This is a genomic window from Methylobacterium sp. J-088 (assembly GCF_022829295.1).
In the GTDB taxonomy this organism is placed as follows: domain Bacteria; phylum Pseudomonadota; class Alphaproteobacteria; order Rhizobiales; family Beijerinckiaceae; genus Methylobacterium.
On record NZ_JAKSYH010000114.1, the window covers coordinates 109,649 to 127,332 of the forward strand.

Genomic DNA, 17,684 nt, shown 5'->3' on the forward strand with positions numbered 1-17,684 from the left:
CAAGCGCCTGACAGAATCGCTGATCTGGTTGACGGCGATCAGGCTTGCAGCGAGGTGCAGGCCTCGTGGATGTCGCTGCGCCGCCCGCATCGGATGGGCAGTGCGTAGGCCCATCAGGCCTGCGGTGCGGATCTGATCTTGGTGGCGATCCACTCGAAGGCGTCGATGAGCTTCTTCGTGCCATCGGGGTCGAGCGCAACCGTGCCGTAAGGCAACGTACCGAAACGATCCAGCAGCTTGTCGGTTATTTTTGAATTATCGATGGAGGCAAATTTATAGATCAATTCACGCCTAGTCTCCAGATTATCAAATAACGGCTTGTTGGATAGTGAATTAATCTGAAACCATATCTTACCATCGGTGGATAAGTAGGCCGGATTGATCGTTACGTTCCGCACCTTCATCAAGGGATAGACAGACCCGAATTCACGGCCGACCCCGTAAACCAGCGGAAAACCGCTGGCCTTCATCCAGGCGATCAAGGCGCGCGCGACATCAACTTCGGCAGGCGAGCATTTCGATGCCAGAGCCTCGATGAACCTCTCCTCCGTCCAGCGTGGCCCTGAGGACGAAACTTGCTTCTTTGTGGCTTCTTGCGTCTGTCCGAACACCATCGGAACGAGTGTTCTCAGATTGCCGGCCGCGTATTGCCTAAGTTCCACAGCAAGGAATTCCGCCGGATCCATTTGCTTGTTCAGAAATTCGACAATGCGCCGGACCTCCGTCGGAATATGGTCGGCCACGATCAGCATACGGATTTTGCCGGCCTGCAGATTCGTTTTCACGTTGGCCCAAAATTGGTCGGGCGTTACGTCCTTGTCGAGGAATTCAGCCAATACGACGTCATGTTGCGCCCCGTTGTCCGCGCAGGTGCTCTCGAACGCCGACCTGATGGTCTCCCAGGTCCAGGAGACTTGATAGTTCGCGGCGTAATCGAGTATTTGCCCTATGACTTCCCGGCGTAATCTTGTGTCATTTTGACGCTTGACCTCAACCAATGTGGGCGTGCCACTTTGGTCCAGGAAAAGATGATCGATTGACCATCGCGCCTCATTGTCTTCGTGGCCGATCGCCTGTTCTTGTTTTACCAAGACAAAGCGTCGAGGCTGCTCAGGATTGATTTGATCACCAACCAGCAAGGCCGGAAATTTCGATAGAAGGGTCTGGAAATCGACTTCTTTGGAAAATTCTGCGGGCTGCATAGCCACAAGTGTTTCATCGTTTTGTATAAGAAATACACCGGATTGATTAGCCATACTCATCCCGAATCAGCCGGAAGAATTTATCCTCATGTGGCCTATAATAGCTCTATGAGCGCCCAGGAAGGTTTATGACGCTTCCCTGCCCAAGGAGGGGACATTCCCAGGATGAGAGAGCGGGTTGGACAATTGCGCCGTGGCGCGTGACCGCTTTCAGGCCACGCTGCCGTACAGGTCGTACGCCTCGGCCCGCTCGATCTTCACGGTGACGATGTCGCCGACCCGCACCGGCCGCCGGAAGGCGGCGTGGACGGTGCCGTCGATCTCCGGCGCGTCGGCCTTCGACCGGCCGTGGGCGACCCCGCCCTCGACGGCGTCGACGATGATCGGCATCCGCTTGCCGACCTTGGCCCGCTGGAGCCGGAGCGCGATGCCGTTCTGGGCTTCCATGAACCGGCGCTTGCGCTCGGCCTTCACGTCCGGCGGCACGAGGTCGCCCAGCGCGTTGGCGGTGGCGCCCGCCACCGGCTCGTATTCGAAGCAGCCGACGCGATCGAGCTTGGCCTCCTGCAGCCAGCCCAGCAGCTCCTCGAACTCGGCCTCGGTCTCGCCGGGGAAGCCGACGATGAAGGTCGAGCGGATCGCGAGGTCCGGGCAGATCTGCCGCCAGCTGCGGATCCGGTCGAGCTGGCGCTCTTGGTTGCCGGGCCGGCGCATGCGCTTGAGCACCGCGGGGCTGGCGTGCTGGAGCGGCATGTCGAGATAGGGGAGCACCTTGCCCTCGGCCATCAGCGGGATGACCTCGTCCACATGCGGGTAGGGGTAGACGTAGTGCAGCCGCACCCAGGCGCCGAGTTCGCCGAGTTCCTTGGTGAGGTCGTAGAACTTCGCGCGGACCTGACGGTCCTGCCACGGGCTTTCACTGTAGCGGATATCGACGCCGTAGGCGCTGGTATCCTGCGAGACCACCAGCAGCTCCTTCACGCCGGCCTTGACCAGCTTTTCCGCCTCGCGCAGCACGTCGGCGGCGGGGCGGCTGACGAGATTGCCGCGTAAGCTCGGGATGATGCAGAAGCTGCAGCGGTTGCTGCACCCCTCCGAGATCTTCAGGTAGGCGTAGTGGCGCGGGGTGAGCTTGATCCCCTGCGGCGGCACGAGATCGAGGAACGGGTCGTGGGCCGGCGGCACCGCCTCGTGGACCGCCGCCACCACCGACTCGTAGGCCTGCGGTCCGGTCACCGCGAGGAGATCGGGATACTTTTCGCGGATCTCCTCGGGCTGCGCGCCCATGCAGCCGGTGACGATCACCCGGCCGTTCTCCGCCATGGCCTCGCCGATCGCCGAGAGCGACTCGGCCTTGGCGGAATCGAGGAAGCCGCAGGTGTTGACGATCACCACGTCGGCGCCATCGTGCCGCCGGGCCAGCTCGTAGCCCTCGGCGCGCAGGTGGGTGAGGATCCGCTCGGAATCGACCAGGGCCTTCGGGCAGCCCAGCGACACGAACGAGATCTTTGGGGCCGAAGCCTTGAGATCTGAAGCCTTGAGGTCCGAAGCCTTCGGAGCGGGCGTGGGGGCTGGCGTGGCGGTCATGGGCGCATTCGACAGATCGGACGCCGCCCGCGCGTGTGGCCGATGAGACAGCCACACGGAGCGCGAGGACGAGAATTCGGGGTCGTGATCCTATAGCGGTTCTCGACCGCCCGCGCGAGACCGGCCGCCGCAGGGGTGTCCGGCTCCCGGCACGAGGCTACCGGATCACGAAAGATTTCTATTTTTTTAGCAATACCTTGCCGGCAGATCCTTGGACCGCGCATCAGGCGTTGGGACCGTCGCCCTGCAGCCTGGACAGATCCCGTCCGCACCGCGCGGCGGTGCCTGCGTGGAACTGCCGCTTCCCCCGCGGCATCGCCTGTGCGACGGCAACGGATAACGCACAGCCAGAGATAGCGGCCCCGAACCCGGTCATGTGGACCCGAGAGATCCCCTCCATCGATCCCGTCGCGGCCGCCGCCCGGCTGCGGTGCCTGCCGGGGCTCGCCTTCCTCGACAGCGCCATGCGGCACGACCCGCTCGGGCGCCATTCGATCGTGGCGGCCGATCCGTTCGCGCGCTTCCGCTTCCGCGACGGGGTCGCGACCCTGGACGGCGAACCGGTGCCGGGCGGCCCGTTCGCGGCCCTGCGCGCCTGCCTCGCGCCCTATCGGATCGAGCCGAGCCCCGAAAACCCCTTCCCGGGCGGCGCGATCGGCTACCTCGCCTACGACCTCGGCGCGGCTTTGGAGCGGGTCGCGGCGCCGGCCCGGCGGGCGGGGCTCACCGACGACATCGCCCTGAACCTCTACGACACGGCCCTGGTGATCGACCACGCCGCCAGCACGGCCCGGCTCGTCGCCACCGGCTTTCCGGAAACGGAACCGGCTGCCCGTCAGGCCCGCGCCGAGGCACGGCTCGCCGCCTTCGCCGACCGGCTCGGCACCGAACCGGCAGAGGCACCGGGCCAATCCGGGAAGGACCTCACGTGGCGCTCGAACTTCGACCGGCAAAGCTATGAGAACGCTGTCGAAAAGGTCCGCGCATACATCCGGGCCGGCGACATCTACCAAGCCAACATCGCCCAGCGCTTCAGCGCCGATCTGCCGGCGGACTTCGACCCGTTCGCCCTCTACCGGCGCCTGCGCGCCACAAACCCGGCGACCTTCGGGGCCTATCTGGAGCTGGAAGGGCTGAGCATCGCCTCGTCCTCGCCCGAGCGCTTCATCCGGCTCGACGGCCGGCACGTCGAGACACGTCCGATCAAGGGCACCGCCCGCCGGCTCGACGATCCGGAGGCCGACCGACTCGTCGCGGACGCGCTCCAGGCCAACGTCAAGGAGCGGGCCGAGAACGTCATGATCGTCGATCTGCTGCGCAACGACCTGTCGCGGGTGTGCCGGCCGGGCAGCGTCGCCGTGCCCACGCTCTGCGGGCTGGAGACCTACGCCAACGTCCACCATCTGGTGTCGGTGGTGACCGGACAACTCCGCGACGGGCTCGACGCCCTCGACCTCCTGGAGGGGACCTTTCCGGGCGGCTCGATCACGGGCGCGCCAAAGATCCGCGCCATGGACATCATCACGGAGATCGAGGGCGACGCGCGGGAACTCTATTGCGGCGCCATCGGCCGGATCGGCTTCGACGGGACGATGGACAGCTCGATCGCGATCCGCACCGTGTTCATGGACGCCCACCAGGCGGTGCTGCAGGCGGGGGGCGGGGTGACCCTGCTGTCGGAGCCGGGCCCGGAATACGACGAGACCTTGGCCAAGGCCGCCCGGGTGTTCGAGGCCTTCGCATGATCCTCGTCCTCGACAATTACGATTCCTTCGTCTTCAACGTGGTCCGCTACTTCGAGGAGTTGGGCGAAGAAGTCCGGGTCGTGCGCAGCGACGCGCTGGACGTGCCCGGCATCCGGGCGCTGGAGCCGGAGGCCCTGGTGGTCTCGCCCGGACCCTGCACCCCGGCGGAAGCCGGGATCTCCCTGCCGGCGATCCGGGATCTCTCCGGCACGGTGCCGATCCTTGGGGTCTGCCTGGGCCATCAGGCGATCGGCGCGGCCTTCGGCGGCACGGTCGCGCGGGCGCAGCGCCCCCTGCACGGGCAGATGACGCCGATTGCCCACACCGGCGAGCGCCTCTTTTCCGGCCTGCCCGCGCCGATGCCGGTGGGGCGCTACCACTCGCTGGTGGTCAATCCCGGCCCCGACATGGAACGGCACCTCTCCGTCGATGCCGTCTCGCAGGAGGGGGAGGTGATGGCGCTGTCGCACCGGACCCACCCGACCTACGGCATCCAGTTCCACCCGGAATCGGTGCTGACCGAGGGCGGCCACGCCCTGTTCGCTAATTTTTTGGGACTGGCCCGCGCGTGGCGGGAGAGGCCGGAGGGACGCCGCGATGCTGTGGCGTGACGGGGCGATCACCCCCGGGACCGTGGCCCCCCTCGACCACACCGACCGCGGCCTGACGCTCGGCGACGGCCTGTTTGACACGGCGCTGGCGCTCGGGGGCCGCGTCGCCTTCGAGGACGCCCACATCGCCCGGCTCGTGGCCTCCGCGGGGATTCTTGGGATCCCCGCCGAGCCGGAGCGGATCCGCGCGGCCATGCGGGCGCTGGCAGGCCATAGGGAACATCTCGGGGAGCATTTCGGGGTGCGGCGCGCGATCCGCACCACGCTGACGCGCGGCTCCGGCCCGCGCGGGCTGAAGCCGCCGGAGGATCCGCACCCCACGCTGTTCGCCACCGCGGCGCCGAGTGCCCGGAGCGCGGCCTTCGCGCCCCTGCGCCTGTGGCCGACCGCCATCGCCCGCAACGACACGTCGCCCGCCAGCCGGCTCAAGACGCTGGGCTATGGCGATGCGGTGCTGGCCACCGGCGAGGCCGCCGCGGCCGGGTTCGACGAGGCGCTGTTCTGCAACACGAAGGCGCGCGTGGCCTGCGCGGGCACCGGCAATCTGTTCGCCCTGTTCGGCACGACCCTGGTCACGCCGCCGCTCGAAGACGGCGTGCTCGCTGGCATCATCCGGGCGGAGGTTCTGGGTCTCGCCGCCGGATGCGGGCTGCGGGCGGAGGAACGCTCGCTCGGCCTGCCCGAATTCCTGGGCGCGGACGCCGTGGTCCTGACCAACTCCCTGCGGCTCCTGTCCCCCGTGACGGCCATCGGCGACAACGCCTTCCCGGGCGCCGGGCACGAGGCGGTGGCAAGCCTGATGGCGGCCCTGCGGGCCCGCGTGGCCCAGACCTGCGGCGTGGCGGAGGAGACGGTCGCGTGACCGAGCAGACCATCGAGGCCGGGCGGCGCTGGCTGCGCTACGGGCTCGCGGCGATCTACCTGTTCATCGGCGTGGTCCACCTCGTGGCGACCGACGCGATGCTGCCGCTGATGCCCGATTGGGTGCCCGAACCACGCCTCGTCATCCAGGCCACCGGCCTGTGCGAGATCGCCGGTGCGCTCGGCCTCCTGACGGGCCGGTTCCGCCGGGCCGCCGCAATCGGCCTCGCCCTCTACGCGGTCTGCGTCTACCCGGCGAACCTGAAGCACGCCTTCGACCACATCCACGTCGACGGCATCCCGGATTCCTGGTGGTATCACGGACCGCGGCTCGCCTTTCAGCCGGTCTTCGTCTGGGCCGCCCTCTGGGCCGGCGGGCTGATCGACTGGCCGATCCGCCGTTCCGGACGATCGGCCGTGAGCCCGCCCGGCTCCACACGCTGACCGGATCCCGTGATCCAGGGATCACGGCGGCCCAGGATCCGGCAAACCTGGGATCCCGCAGACCCTGGACCACAGGATCACAGGACGGCGGCTGCACACGCCGCAGCGCAAAAAAGTTCCTCCCCAGGGCCGAGAGATCGAAAAAGATCGGGCGGATACGCCCGGCCGGACCGGCGTTTGCCGTCCGGAAGCTGCGCACCCCGGCAGCCTACCCAAAGGAGACAGACCGCCATGGCCAAGCAGAAGACGCTGCACGACGCCTTCTACGAGACCCTGAAGGACGTCTACTACGCCGAGAAGCAATCCGTGAAAGCGCTCAAGAAGTCCGCCAAGGCGGCGGAGCACGACGCGCTGCGCCAAGCCTTCGAGACCCATGCCGAGGAGAGCGCCCAGCAGGTCGAGCGCCTGACCCAGGTGTTCGAGATCATCGGCAAGCCGGCCCGGGCCAAGACCTGCGAGGCGATGCAGGGCATCGTCTCCGAGATGGAGGAGGATCTGGAGGATTTCGAGGATAGCCCGGCCGCCGACGCGGTGCTGGCCGCCTGCGCCCAGGCGGTGGAGCATTACGAGATCGCCCGCTACGGCACCCTGAAGACCTGGGCTGCCCAGCTCGGCTACGCGGACGCCGCCAAGCTCCTCGACGAGACCCTGCAGGAGGAGAAGAAGACCGACGCGCTGCTGTCGAAGATCGCCGAATCGATCAACACCGACGGCACCCCTGAGGATGCCGAGCCGTCCAAGAAGGGCAAGAAGGCCGCCTGAGCGGAGGTCGCCGCCCCACCGGCGGCGGCGGCCCGGCCGCCGCCGCCGCTCCAGAAGCCGAGGCGGGCTCGGCGCCGCAAACCGTATCCAGACACAATCCTGTCGTTGTCTCCGATCGCGTCCGCACGCAGCCAGAACAATCTTCGCCTCTAGAGCAGTATCATCTCTTATCTCGCGCTAGAACAGATCCGAAAATCGATAAAGCCGCGCGTCAATACCTGAAATATCTGAACTTGGATTTTTGCATTCGCATCGAGATATACATTGAGCACAAATCTTAGGCATGCTACGGATGCGGCACGCCAAAGATCGATCATCTGTACAATCAGTCCTGTTTCATCGAGCGTATTGCGCATACTCTGCTGGATGCATCCGAGATGAAAATCCTCAATAATGTAAAAATTCTAACCAAGATTGCGATGCCATTGCTCATCACGATGCTGGTGAGCGCGATTACGGTCGTTTACGCACTCAATACCATGCACGTTATCCGGGAGCGCAGCGGCTACGTCGCGGAGTATCTCACCGTCCGGCTGGCCGGCCTGCAGAGCGCGCGGATCCACCTCGGTGACGCCGCGCTCATGAACCGCAACCTGATGATCGGCGAACCGAAATCCGACCTCGCCAAGTTCGAGGATAACTACAACGCGGCCGCCAAGGCGACGCTCGACGATCTCGACCGCATCATCGCGGCGTCGCGGTCGGCCGACGATGCGGAAAAGGCCCAGAAGATCCGCCGGATCACCGCCCCGCTGTTCGAGATGGTCGCGAACAGCAACACCGCAGCCCTCGATGGCGACCGCGCTGCGGCCCTCCAGATCTCGTTCAAGGACGCATCCGGGTTGCGCACGGCCTTCCACGCGGCGATGCAGGCCCAGATCGCCGACCTGGAACGCCGGATTGACGACGGCAAGCACGCCACGCAGGCCGATGTCGAGCGGGGGACCACCATCTTGATCACCACGGCCGTGGCGGGGCTGCTCGCGTCCCTGGCGGTGGCCGGCGCGATCGCGGTGTCTGGGATCACCCGCCCCCTCGACAGCCTGGTCGCCGCCCTGCAGCGCATGGCGAATGGCGAGACCGACGCCACGCTCGCGGAGGCGGCCCGTCGGGACGAGATCGGCGCGGTCGGCCGCGCCGTCGAAGGTATCAAGGCCATGGTCGCCCGCAGCGCCGTCGAGGAGGCGGAGCGCCGGCACGCGGTCGAGGCCGCCTCCGCCGTCGAGCGCAAGCGCGCCATGGTGGCGTTGGCCGACGCCTTCGAGCGGGCCATAGCCGGCATCGTCGGGATGGTCTCGAGCGCGGCCGCCGAGCTGCAGGCCACGGCCGGACGGATGTCGGCCAGCGCCCAGGAGGCCGCCAGCCAGTCCACCACCGTGGCGGCCGCCGCCGAGCAGGCCGCCGCCAACGTCAACACGGTGGCGGCGGCCACCGAGGAACTCGGCAGCTCCATCCAGGAGATCAGCCGGCAGGTGACCGGCTCGACCGACCTCGCCCGGCGGGCCGTCGGCGAGGCCGACCAGACCGCCGCCCAGGTCTCCGCCCTGAGCGACGCGGCGAGCCGGGTCGGCGACGTGGTGCAGCTGATCTCGAACATCGCGGCCCAGACCAACCTGCTGGCGCTCAACGCGACGATCGAGGCGGCCCGGGCCGGCGAGGCGGGCCGGGGCTTCGCGGTGGTCGCCGCCGAGGTCAAGGCGCTGGCCGGCCAGACCGCCAAGGCCACCGAAGAGATCGCCGGCCAGATGGCCCGGATCCAGGGCGCGACCGGCGAAACGGTGGGGGCCATCGGGACGATCACCGGGCGCATCCGCGAGATCAACGCCGTCGCGGCGACGATCGCGGCGGCCGTCGAGCAGCAGGGGGCGGCCACGCAGGAGATCGTGCGCAACGTCGGTCAGGCCACGGCCGGCACCCAGCAGGTGACCGACAACATCGCCGGCGTGGCCCAGGCCTCGGAGCAGACCGGCCGGGCGGCCGACCGGGTGTTCACGGCGGCGACCGACCTGTCGCGCCAGTCCGAGCAGCTCGCGTCCGAGGTCGAACGGTTCCTCAACACCGTGCGGGCGGCGTGAGGGCCGCCGTCAGTTCGGCTTCTCGACCGCGCTGAGCGGCGTCCAGTAGCAGCGCTCCTGCCCCGCCGCCGGCGCGATGCAGCCATAGGTCGTCGTCCGGCTCTCGAGCCGGACCGCCTCGCCGGGCGTCCAGTTCCGGCACTCGCCGCTCGCGAGGCTGCCCCGCAGGAGCTGCCCGAACCCCGACTCGTCGCCGGCCATGACCAGCTTGAACAGGCGGTCCGTGACCTCCTGGGTGTGACAGCCGAACCGGCCCTGAACGATCGTCTCGGCCCGGGCGGGCCGGGGCAGGGCGGTCGCGGCGAACAGGGCCAGGACGGGGAGGGTGAGGATGGGGAGAGCGAAGCGCATGGGCGGCACCATATCCGGCGGTTGAGGTCTGTCGAGCCCCCGGACGCGCAGCACCCCGCGCAGGATCGTCGCGCCGGTTATACGGCCCGCTCCGCCTCGTCGCGCTTCACCGCCTGCCACGCGGCCTCCATGGCGGCCAGCTCCGCGCGGCCGAGTTCGCCCCCGGCCGCCGCCAGATGCGCCGCCATCGCGGCGAAGCGACGCTCGAACTTGGCGGTGCCGTCGCGCAGCGCCGCCTCCGGGTCGATCCCGGCATGCCGGGCGAGGTTGGCCACCGAGAACAGCAGGTCGCCGATCTCGTCCGCCACGGCCCGCCGGTCGCCCGCCGCCAGGGCCTCGGCGACCTCGTCGGTCTCCTCGCGGACCTTGCCGATCACCTGGGCGGCGTTGTCCCAGTCGAAGCCGTAGCCGGCCGCCCGCCGGGAGATTTTTTCAGCGCGGGCCAGCGCCGGCAGCGCCAGGGCGACCCCGCCCAGCGGGTCCGGCGCGGTTTGCGCTTCGCCGCGCGCGGCGCGTTCCTGCGCCTTGATTGCCGCCCATTGCGCCTCGACCTGCGCCGGGTCGCGCAAGGCAGAGCCCTCCGGCAGCAGCGACCCGTCCGGCGCGAAGACGTGCGGGTGGCGGCGGATCAGCTTGTCGGCGATGGCGCGGGCCACGTCGTCGAACGCGAAGGCGCCCTGCTCCTCGGCCATGCGGGCCTGGAATACCACCTGGAGGAGCAGGTCGCCGAGTTCGTCGCGCAGGTCGTCGCGGTCGCCCCGCGCCACCGCGTCGGCGACCTCGTAGGCCTCCTCGATCGTGTAGGGCACGATGGTGGCGGGGGTCTGCGCCACGTCCCAGGCGCAGCCGCGGACGGGGTCGCGCAAGGCCGCCATGATGCGCAGGAGCCGGCCCAATTCCGTCTCCGCCGACCCGTCGCCCGACTCGTGTGTCTCGCTCATGCCGATGGGGTTAGAGCCGTTCCCGACCGCGTGGCAACAGGGTCCCCGGGTTTCCAAAGGGCGTGCCCTTTGGCGGGTGCTCAGGGTGGAACCCTGAGATCGGGCGAAGCCCGACACCGGACGAGGTCCGGCACCAGGGCTCCGCCCTGGACCCGCGAAAGGTCTCGACCTTTCGAAACCAGGACTCGAGGAGCGTTCACCTCACCACTTGTAGCTGACCTTCGCCAGCACCCGCCGGGCGTCGCCGTAGAAGCAGGACACGCTCGACTGGCAGGAGGCGACGAAGCGCCGGTCGCCGATGTTCGAGGCGTTCACCTGGAAGCGCCAGTTCTCGTAATCGTAGTGCACCTGCGCGTCGAACAGCACGTAGTCGGGCACCCGCAGGGTGTTGGCCACGTCTGCGAACGAGCTGCCGACGTAGCGCACGCCGCCGCCGAAGCCGAAGCCGCGCCACGGCCCGAGCGGGATGGTGTAGTCGGCAAACAGCGAGGCGAGCGTCTGCGGGATGTTGACCGGTGTCTTGCCGACCCGCACCGGATCGGGATCCCGCAGGGTTGAGAAGTCGAACTTGGTGAAGGAGGCCACGAGGTTGAGCCCGTCGGCGACGTTGGCCACGAGCTGCGCCTCGAAGCCGGTGGAGCGCACTTCGCCGACCTGCGTCTGGAAGATCGTGTTCACCGGGTTGGGGGTGAGCACGTTGTTGCGGTGGATGTCGAAGCCCGCCAGCGTCAGGAAGTAGCCCTGGCCGGGCGGCTCGAACTTGACGCCGCCCTCGACCTGATCGCCGGTATCGGGCTTGAAGGTCCGGTTGTTGATGTCCACGCCGATCTCGGGCTGGAACGAGGTCGCGTACATGATGTAGGGCGCGAGGCCGAAGTCGAAATTGTAGATCGCCGCCGCCCGGTAGGTGAAGGCACTGTCGTTGCGGCCATTGGTGTTGGCGGGCGTCAGGCGATCGTAGACGGTGTTCTGGACGAAATCCTGGCGGCCGCCGAGGATCAGGGTCAGCTCCGGCGTGAGCTTGATCTGATCCTGGAAGTACAGGCCGACCTGCTGGAACGAGTTGGCGTTGATCAGGTAGGGCGCGGCCGAGACCGTCTGCGGGCCGTAAGCGGGCGCGAGGATGTTCAGGTCGGGGCCGGGGAAGCCCGAGGCCTGGTTGTCGTGGATCTGGAAGTTCCGGTACTCCACGCCCATCAGGAAATCGTGGCGGAAGAACCCGTCGGAGAACTTGGCCTCGGCCTGGGTGTCGACATCGAGCTGCGCGACCTTGGCGGAATCCCGGAACAGGTAGCGGCCGAGCTGCGTCTGGAGCGGATCGGTGTAGCCGAGCTGGCCGATGTAGGAATTCTGGTAGCTCTGCGTGTAGGCGTAGCGGGCGTTCTGGCGCACCGCCCAGGTGTCGTCGAAGACGTGCTCGAACTCGTAGCCGATGAAGGCCTGATCGCGCTGGTAGGTGTTGAAGCCGGCATCGCCCACGTTGAGCGAGCGCGGGATGCGCAGGCCCAACACGGTCGGCCGCACCGTGCCGGAATAGGGCAGGAAGTTCGCGGTCACTGCCGTGTTGTCGTGCTGGAAGCTCGACAGCACCGTGAACTTGGTCGATCCGTCCGGCTTATAGGTGAAGGCCGGGGCGATGGAGTAGCTGTCGTCCGGCGCACCCTGGACCTGCGTGCCGCCGTTGCGGGCATAGCCGGTGAGCCGGGTGAACCAGTGCCCCTCCCGGTCGGCCGGGCCGCCGACGTCGAAGGCGGCGTAGCGCTGGTCGAACGAGCCGCCGCCCACTTCGATGTAGCCGAACGGATTTTCGGTCGGGCGCTTGCTGATCTGATTGATCAGGCCGCCGGGATTGCCGGCGCCGAACAGTACCGCCGAGGGGCCGCGCAGCACCTCGATCCGCTCCAGCCCGAACGTGTTCACCCGGCTGTAGGCGAAGCCGTAGTTCAGGAGCTGCAGGCCGTTGAGGTAGAGGCCGTAATCGCTGACCACGAAGCCGCGGAGCTGGAAGAAGTCGAGGCGGGTGTCGGCGCCGAAGGTGCCCGCATAGGTTCCGGCGACGTACTGGGTCGCCTGGGTGAGGGTCTGGGCGTTCTGGGTGTCGAGCTGCTGGCGGCCGACCACGGTGATCGATTGCGGCGTCTCGATCAGCGGCGTGTTGGTCTTGGTGGCGGTGGCCGAGCGCTTCGCCACGAAGCCGTCGATCGGGCCGGTCGGGCTCTCCACCGCCCGCGCGCCCGCCCCGGCCCGGGCCGCGACCGGGGCACCGCCGCCCTGGCTCTCGACGCTCAGCTCCTCGAGCTGCACGCTGCCCCCGGCCGGGGGATTGCTCAGCGCCCCGCGGCGCGGCGGCGTCGCGTCCTGCGCAAGGCTCGGCGCGGCCTGGGCCAGGACGGCAAGGGAGGCGCCGGCCAGGAGGGCCCGCAGGGTGGCGCCGCTCGTGTTGAAGGGGGGATAAGCAACGCGCATGGGACCTGGCCGTGTCGGGCGGAACGGGCAGCCGACCGCGTTCGCCGGGAAGGGCTCCGGCGTTGCTATCGCGCTGTTTAGAATTGTGCTAAACTACTGTTGGGATTGTGTTTTCTTATGTCCGGAGTACGCGCGGTCATGCTTGGCCGCAAGCCGCCCTCGCGCGTCTGGCGACGGCTGTTGCCGCGGCGACACGCTCTGGTAGTGGGCCTGCGAGCACGCGGATCGTCTTCGGATCGGTCTGACGGGCGGCACGCGTCTCCTTCCCCCGCAAGGGCTACGACGTTCACACCTGAGCCGACGCGCTCTCCTCCCCTGGCGACCCCGGGTTTGCCCGGGATCGCTCAAGCTTGTGGGGAGGAGTTTGGGGATCGCAGATCCCGCGTGGGGTGGTGCAGACGGCACCGCTGCGGTGCCGCCTGCACCACCCCCACCCCTGGCCCCTCCCCGCAAGGGGGAGGGAAAAGCGCTTTTTTCTGAGAGGGGTGAGTGTCCGGCAGAGACGTGTGAATCCGCTGGCCCGCAGAGGGGGGAGGGCGCGTGGCCGCCTACTTCACGCGCCCCGCGAGCCACGCGGCCAGAACGTCAGCCACGGCATCGCTGTTCGTCTCCAGCATCATCATGTGGCCGTTGCCGTGCAGGCCCCGGTCGGCGAGCGCGATCACGTCGGGCTTGGCCCCGGCCTGGGTCAGGAAGGCGGCCGTGCAGGCATCGTAGGTGGCGTGGAACGAGGCCTCGGCGGTCACCAGCACGGTCGGCACCTTGGCGAGGTTCGGCAGGGTCCGGGCGGGCTCGCCCTGGAGCCAGCAGCGGATCCGCCCGTCCCCCGCCTTGGGTTCGGAACCCTTGGCGTCCGACCCCTTGGATTCCACCCCCTTGGATTCCACCCCCTTGGCGTCCTGTGCCACCACCAGATCCTCGGGCGCCTTGACGGGCGGGTCGAAGGTCAGCGGCATGCGGGTCAGCCCGTAGGCCCGGGCGCGGCCGTCGCCGCTCTTCTCCCAGAACTCCTTGCCGCCGCGGAACTGCACGTCGAAGAACGGCGGCCCGCTCGGCTCGACCGCCACATGCGCCTTCACGAGGTCGGGCCGCGCATCCGAGGCCGCCCAGCCGAACAGGGAGGCCTGGCCGTGGGTCAGCAGGATCGCCGGTCCGATCTTCTCCAGCAGCGCCAGCAGCGCCGGATCGACCAGCTCCTCGGTCTGCTGGGTGTTGGCGAGGAACGGCACTTGGCTGGCAAAGAACTGGTCGAAGCCGACATTGCCCTGCACCCCGGGTCCCCCGGGCCAGCGGGTGTGGAGCTTGGCCTGCGGGTACAGGTCGTAGACCTCCGGGGCCGTGTGGGTCCGCTCCAGGCTGCGGGTCCCGAGGCGGTCGTAGGGACCGTAGACCTCCGGGTTGGTGCCCGAGCGCCCGCGCCCGACCTGATCGACCACGTAGACCTGATAGCCCTTCTCGACGAAGTGCTGGACCCAGCCCGGACGCCCATCCGCGGTGGCAAGGTAATTCACGCCGGTCTGAGCGAGCCCGTGCACCATCACCACGGGGTAGGGCTGCGTGATCCGGGCCGGGGTCCGCGACTGCACGAACATCTGGCCGACCATCACGGTCTTGTCGCCGAGCTTCTGGTAGCGGCCGCCGATGTAGAAGTAGCCCGCCCGGGTCACCGGCTCGGCCGGGCCCGGCCCGGGGGGCGACGCCGTGGGCGGGGCGGCGGACTCGGATGCCGGCCCCGGGGCTGGCCCTTGAGCCGAGCGCTGCACCGGCACCGCGGCCGGCACCGTCCCCTGTGCCCGGGCAGCCCCCCCGGCCAGGGCCGATACCTGAACGGCGAGCAGCGCCACGAGGGCGCCGTTCGCGATGCCGTTGCCGGCCATGCCGTCTCTCCCGGGCGCACCGTGCTCCGTGCGGGCGCTTATTGCGGGAAACGCAACGCGCCGCCACCTCAGAAAGCTGCACGCAAGCCGGTTGCGCGGCCTGGGATCCCGGGTGCGACGCGCGCTCCGGTAAGGAACCGGTCACCACGACCGCAGAACGCGCTATGCCGAGCCCGAACCCAGGCGCATGCCAGGCGCGACCTTGGCGGTGCTGGCGCCGCGCGGCCCGCGCGCCCACCTTCTGACGGTACCGGCGCCGTGCTCGCCGGCCCCTCGCCCGGATCGCCTCGGGCGAGACCTGAGTTAAGGACCTCCACCGTGGACCCCGCAACAGCCAAGACCCTGGTCTCCGCCGCCCTGGTCGCCTCCATCACCCTGTTCAGCCTCGTGTCGTTCCAGGCGTTCTTCGCCCAGATCGCCGCCGATCTGCGGGCCGTGCGGGTCCCGGCGCGCACCGACCGCCGGGATCCGCCGCAGGACTGAGGGGTTCACAAAGGGCTGAAGCCCTTCGGTGGGTTGTCAGGGCAACGCCCTGACGGATTCCGGGGCTCCGCCCTGGACCCGCGAAAGGTCTCGACCTTTCGAAACCGGACCTTGGCCGCGCATCGGACAGAGGCTCAGGGCTCGTCCTGACGGGCCCGCTCGCGCAGGATGTACTTCTGCACCTTGCCGGTGGAGGTCTTCGGCAAATCGCCGAACACCACGTGGCGCGGCAGCTTGTAGGACGCGAGCCGGCCCCGGCACCATTGGATCAGCTCGTCGGCACTGGGTGAGGCCCCCGGTTTCAGCTCCACGAAGGCGCAGGGCGTCTCGCCCCACTTGGCGTCGGGCTTGGCCACCACCGCGGCGCTGGCCACCGCCGGGTGCTTGAACAGCGCATCCTCGACCTCGATCGACGAGATGTTCTCGCCGCCCGAGATGATGATGTCCTTCGAGCGGTCCTTGAGCTGGACGTAGCCGTCCGGGTGCTTCACCCCGAGGTCGCCGGTGCGGAACCAGCCGCCCTTGAAGGCGGCCTGCGTGGCGGATGGATTCTTGAGATAGCCGCGCATCACCACGTTGCCGCGCATCATCACCTCGCCGATCGTGGCCCCGTCGGCGGGCACCGGCTCCAGCGTCTCGGAATCGCGCACGTCGAGGGCTTCCAGCACCGGATAGCGCACGCCCTGGCGGGCCTTTTTGGCCGCCCGCTGGTCGGCCGCGAGCGCGTCCCAATCGGCGTGCCACGCATTGACCACCGCCGGCCCATAGCTCTCGGTCAGCCCGTAGAGGTGGGTCACGTCGAACCCGGCCTCCGACATGCCGGCGAGCACCGCCTCGGGGGGCGGCGCGGCCGCGGTGAAGAACGCGACGCGTTTCCCCAGCTCCCGGCGCTCGGCATCGGAGGCGTTGATCAGCATCTGCATCACGATCGGCGCGCCGCAGAGATGCGTGACCCCGTGCTCGGCCATCAGCCGGTACATCGCATCGGCCCGCACCTGCCGCAGGCAGACATGGGTGCCGGCCACGATCGAGAGGGTCCAGGGGAAGCACCAGCCGTTGCAGTGGAACATCGGCAGGGTCCAGAGATAGACCGGGTGCTGCCCGAGGCCGCCCGTGACCACGTTGCCGAGCGCCAGCAGCGCCGCGCCGCGATGGTGGTAGACCACGCCCTTCGGGTCGCCCGTGGTGCCCGAGGTGTAGTTCAGCGCGATCGCGTCCCACTCGTCGTCGGGCAGCTGCCAGTCGTGCTCCGGATCGCCGCCGGCCAGGAACGTCTCGTAATCGGTCGCGCCGAGCCGGTCGCCGGGGCCGTCATGGACCGGGTCGTCGACGTCGATGACGAAGGGCTTCGTCGCCAGGCCCTCCAGGGCCGCGGCGGCCGTGCGGAAAAACTCCCGGTCGGTGATCAGAACCTTGGCCTCGCCGTGCTCCAGGCAAAAGCGGATCGCGGCGGCGTCGAGGCGGGTGTTGAGGGTGTTGAGCACGGCGCCGGTCATCGGCACGCCGTAGTGGCACTCGATCATCTCGGGGGTGTTGGCGAGGAGTGCCGCCACCGTGTCGCCGCGGCCGATCCCCCGGGCCGCGAGCGCCGAGGCGAGGCGACGGGCCCGGGCGTAGAGCTCCCGGTAGGGCCGCCGCAGGGCGCCGTGGATCACCGCGATCTGGTCGGGGAACACCCGCGCGGCGCGATCCAGGTAGAGCAGGGGGGTCAGCGGCTGGTAATTGGCCGGCACGCGGTCGAGGTCGCGGTCGTAGATCGTGTCGCGGGCCATCCCGTCCTCCCCGGCAAGTCTTTGCCGGGACAGTAGCTTGCCGGCCGCGATGGCTCCAGTCGTGGTTTCGAAAGGTCGGGACCTTTCGCGGGTCCAGGGCAGGGCCCTGGTCTTTCGTCAGGGCTTTGCCCTGACAACCCACCAAAGGGCGTCAGCCCTTTCGAAACCCCACGCTAGAGCCGCGCCCGATCGCGTTGCACACGGTACACGACACAGTGGCGGCGGGCGGCGCGCCGTGGTGGACTGAGGGATTCCTCGCCACCCCCGCCGTCCAAATAGGCGGGCCGCCCCTCCCCAAATCCCATGCCCCCACCGAACAGAAACCTTAAGGCCGCCCAGTTGACGTAGGACTTTCCCAAAAACGACCAATGCCTATCCTCCCCGAAACTCAAACACGAGCCCGTTACTCCTCCCTTTCCGTGCCGGTAGGAGTCCCCGTCCGGCTCACATCCGGGCCCCCCTTCCCCTCGCATTCGGCGACCCGTCCATCCTCGAGCCCAGCCTATG

General features: G+C 68.5%; 14 protein-coding genes. 7 read left to right on the forward strand and 7 right to left on the reverse strand.

What is annotated here, in order from left to right; all coding sequences use genetic code 11:
- Positions 1-113 precede the first annotated feature (113 nt).
- A complete protein-coding gene (locus MKK63_RS12605; protein ID WP_244002140.1) occupies positions 114-1,256 on the reverse strand; it encodes a hypothetical protein in 1,143 nt (380 codons plus the stop codon).
- A 156-nt stretch (positions 1,257-1,412) separates the two neighbouring features.
- Positions 1,413-2,789, reverse strand: coding sequence for a 30S ribosomal protein S12 methylthiotransferase RimO (rimO, locus tag MKK63_RS12610; RefSeq protein ID WP_244002142.1), 1,377 nt, complete (start codon positions 2,787-2,789; stop codon positions 1,413-1,415).
- A gap of 374 nt (positions 2,790-3,163) precedes the next feature.
- Between rimO and pabB the strand changes: the two genes are divergently transcribed.
- From pabB to MKK63_RS12640, 6 genes are all read left to right on the forward strand, one after another.
- On the forward strand, positions 3,164-4,534 hold the full coding sequence (gene pabB / locus MKK63_RS12615; RefSeq protein ID WP_244002144.1) for an aminodeoxychorismate synthase component I: 1,371 nt from the start codon (positions 3,164-3,166) through the stop codon (positions 4,532-4,534).
- Positions 4,531-5,145 carry an anthranilate synthase component II gene (locus MKK63_RS12620; protein WP_244002146.1) on the forward strand — a complete coding sequence of 205 codons (615 nt, stop codon included), beginning with the start codon at positions 4,531-4,533 and terminating at the stop codon, positions 5,143-5,145. Before pabB ends, MKK63_RS12620 begins: the two co-directional genes overlap by 4 nt.
- Positions 5,132-6,007 carry an aminotransferase class IV gene (locus tag MKK63_RS12625; RefSeq protein ID WP_244002147.1) on the forward strand — a complete coding sequence of 292 codons (876 nt, stop codon included), beginning with the start codon at positions 5,132-5,134 and terminating at the stop codon, positions 6,005-6,007. Before MKK63_RS12620 ends, MKK63_RS12625 begins: the two co-directional genes overlap by 14 nt.
- The gene (locus tag MKK63_RS12630; RefSeq protein ID WP_244002150.1) at positions 6,004-6,450 is read left to right on the forward strand and encodes a DoxX family protein; all 447 of its coding nucleotides are present in this window, start codon (positions 6,004-6,006) and stop codon (positions 6,448-6,450) included. The genes MKK63_RS12625 and MKK63_RS12630 overlap by 4 nt, the downstream gene beginning before the upstream one ends.
- Before the next feature lie 231 nt (positions 6,451-6,681).
- The gene (locus MKK63_RS12635) at positions 6,682-7,212 is read left to right on the forward strand and encodes a ferritin-like domain-containing protein (protein WP_244002152.1); all 531 of its coding nucleotides are present in this window, start codon (positions 6,682-6,684) and stop codon (positions 7,210-7,212) included.
- 377 nt (positions 7,213-7,589) lie between these two features.
- The gene (locus MKK63_RS12640) at positions 7,590-9,287 is read left to right on the forward strand and encodes a methyl-accepting chemotaxis protein (RefSeq protein WP_244002154.1); all 1,698 of its coding nucleotides are present in this window, start codon (positions 7,590-7,592) and stop codon (positions 9,285-9,287) included.
- Positions 9,288-9,296: 9 nt separating this feature from the next.
- Here the strand turns inward: MKK63_RS12640 and MKK63_RS12645 are convergent, their stop codons facing one another.
- From MKK63_RS12645 to MKK63_RS12660, 4 genes are all read right to left on the reverse strand, one after another.
- Positions 9,297-9,638 (reverse strand): hypothetical protein, encoded by a 342-nt coding sequence (locus MKK63_RS12645; protein ID WP_244002156.1) that lies wholly within the window; start codon positions 9,636-9,638, stop codon positions 9,297-9,299.
- Positions 9,639-9,715: 77 nt separating this feature from the next.
- Positions 9,716-10,579, reverse strand: coding sequence for a nucleoside triphosphate pyrophosphohydrolase (mazG, locus tag MKK63_RS12650; protein ID WP_244002158.1), 864 nt, complete (start codon positions 10,577-10,579; stop codon positions 9,716-9,718).
- Positions 10,580-10,780: 201 nt separating this feature from the next.
- Positions 10,781-13,045: a TonB-dependent siderophore receptor gene (locus tag MKK63_RS12655; protein ID WP_244002160.1), complete on the reverse strand. Its 2,265-nt coding sequence runs from the start codon at positions 13,043-13,045 to the stop codon at positions 10,781-10,783.
- Between the two features lie 548 nt (positions 13,046-13,593).
- Positions 13,594-14,922 (reverse strand): alpha/beta hydrolase, encoded by a 1,329-nt coding sequence (locus tag MKK63_RS12660; protein ID WP_244002162.1) that lies wholly within the window; start codon positions 14,920-14,922, stop codon positions 13,594-13,596.
- A gap of 318 nt (positions 14,923-15,240) precedes the next feature.
- On the opposite strand from MKK63_RS12660, the gene MKK63_RS12665 reads away from it, so the two are divergent.
- Positions 15,241-15,405 (forward strand): hypothetical protein, encoded by a 165-nt coding sequence (locus MKK63_RS12665; protein ID WP_244002164.1) that lies wholly within the window; start codon positions 15,241-15,243, stop codon positions 15,403-15,405.
- Positions 15,406-15,539: 134 nt separating this feature from the next.
- Here the strand turns inward: MKK63_RS12665 and MKK63_RS12670 are convergent, their stop codons facing one another.
- Positions 15,540-17,177 carry an acyl-CoA synthetase gene (locus MKK63_RS12670; protein ID WP_244002166.1) on the reverse strand — a complete coding sequence of 546 codons (1,638 nt, stop codon included), beginning with the start codon at positions 17,175-17,177 and terminating at the stop codon, positions 15,540-15,542.
- Positions 17,178-17,684: the final 507 nt, after the last annotated feature.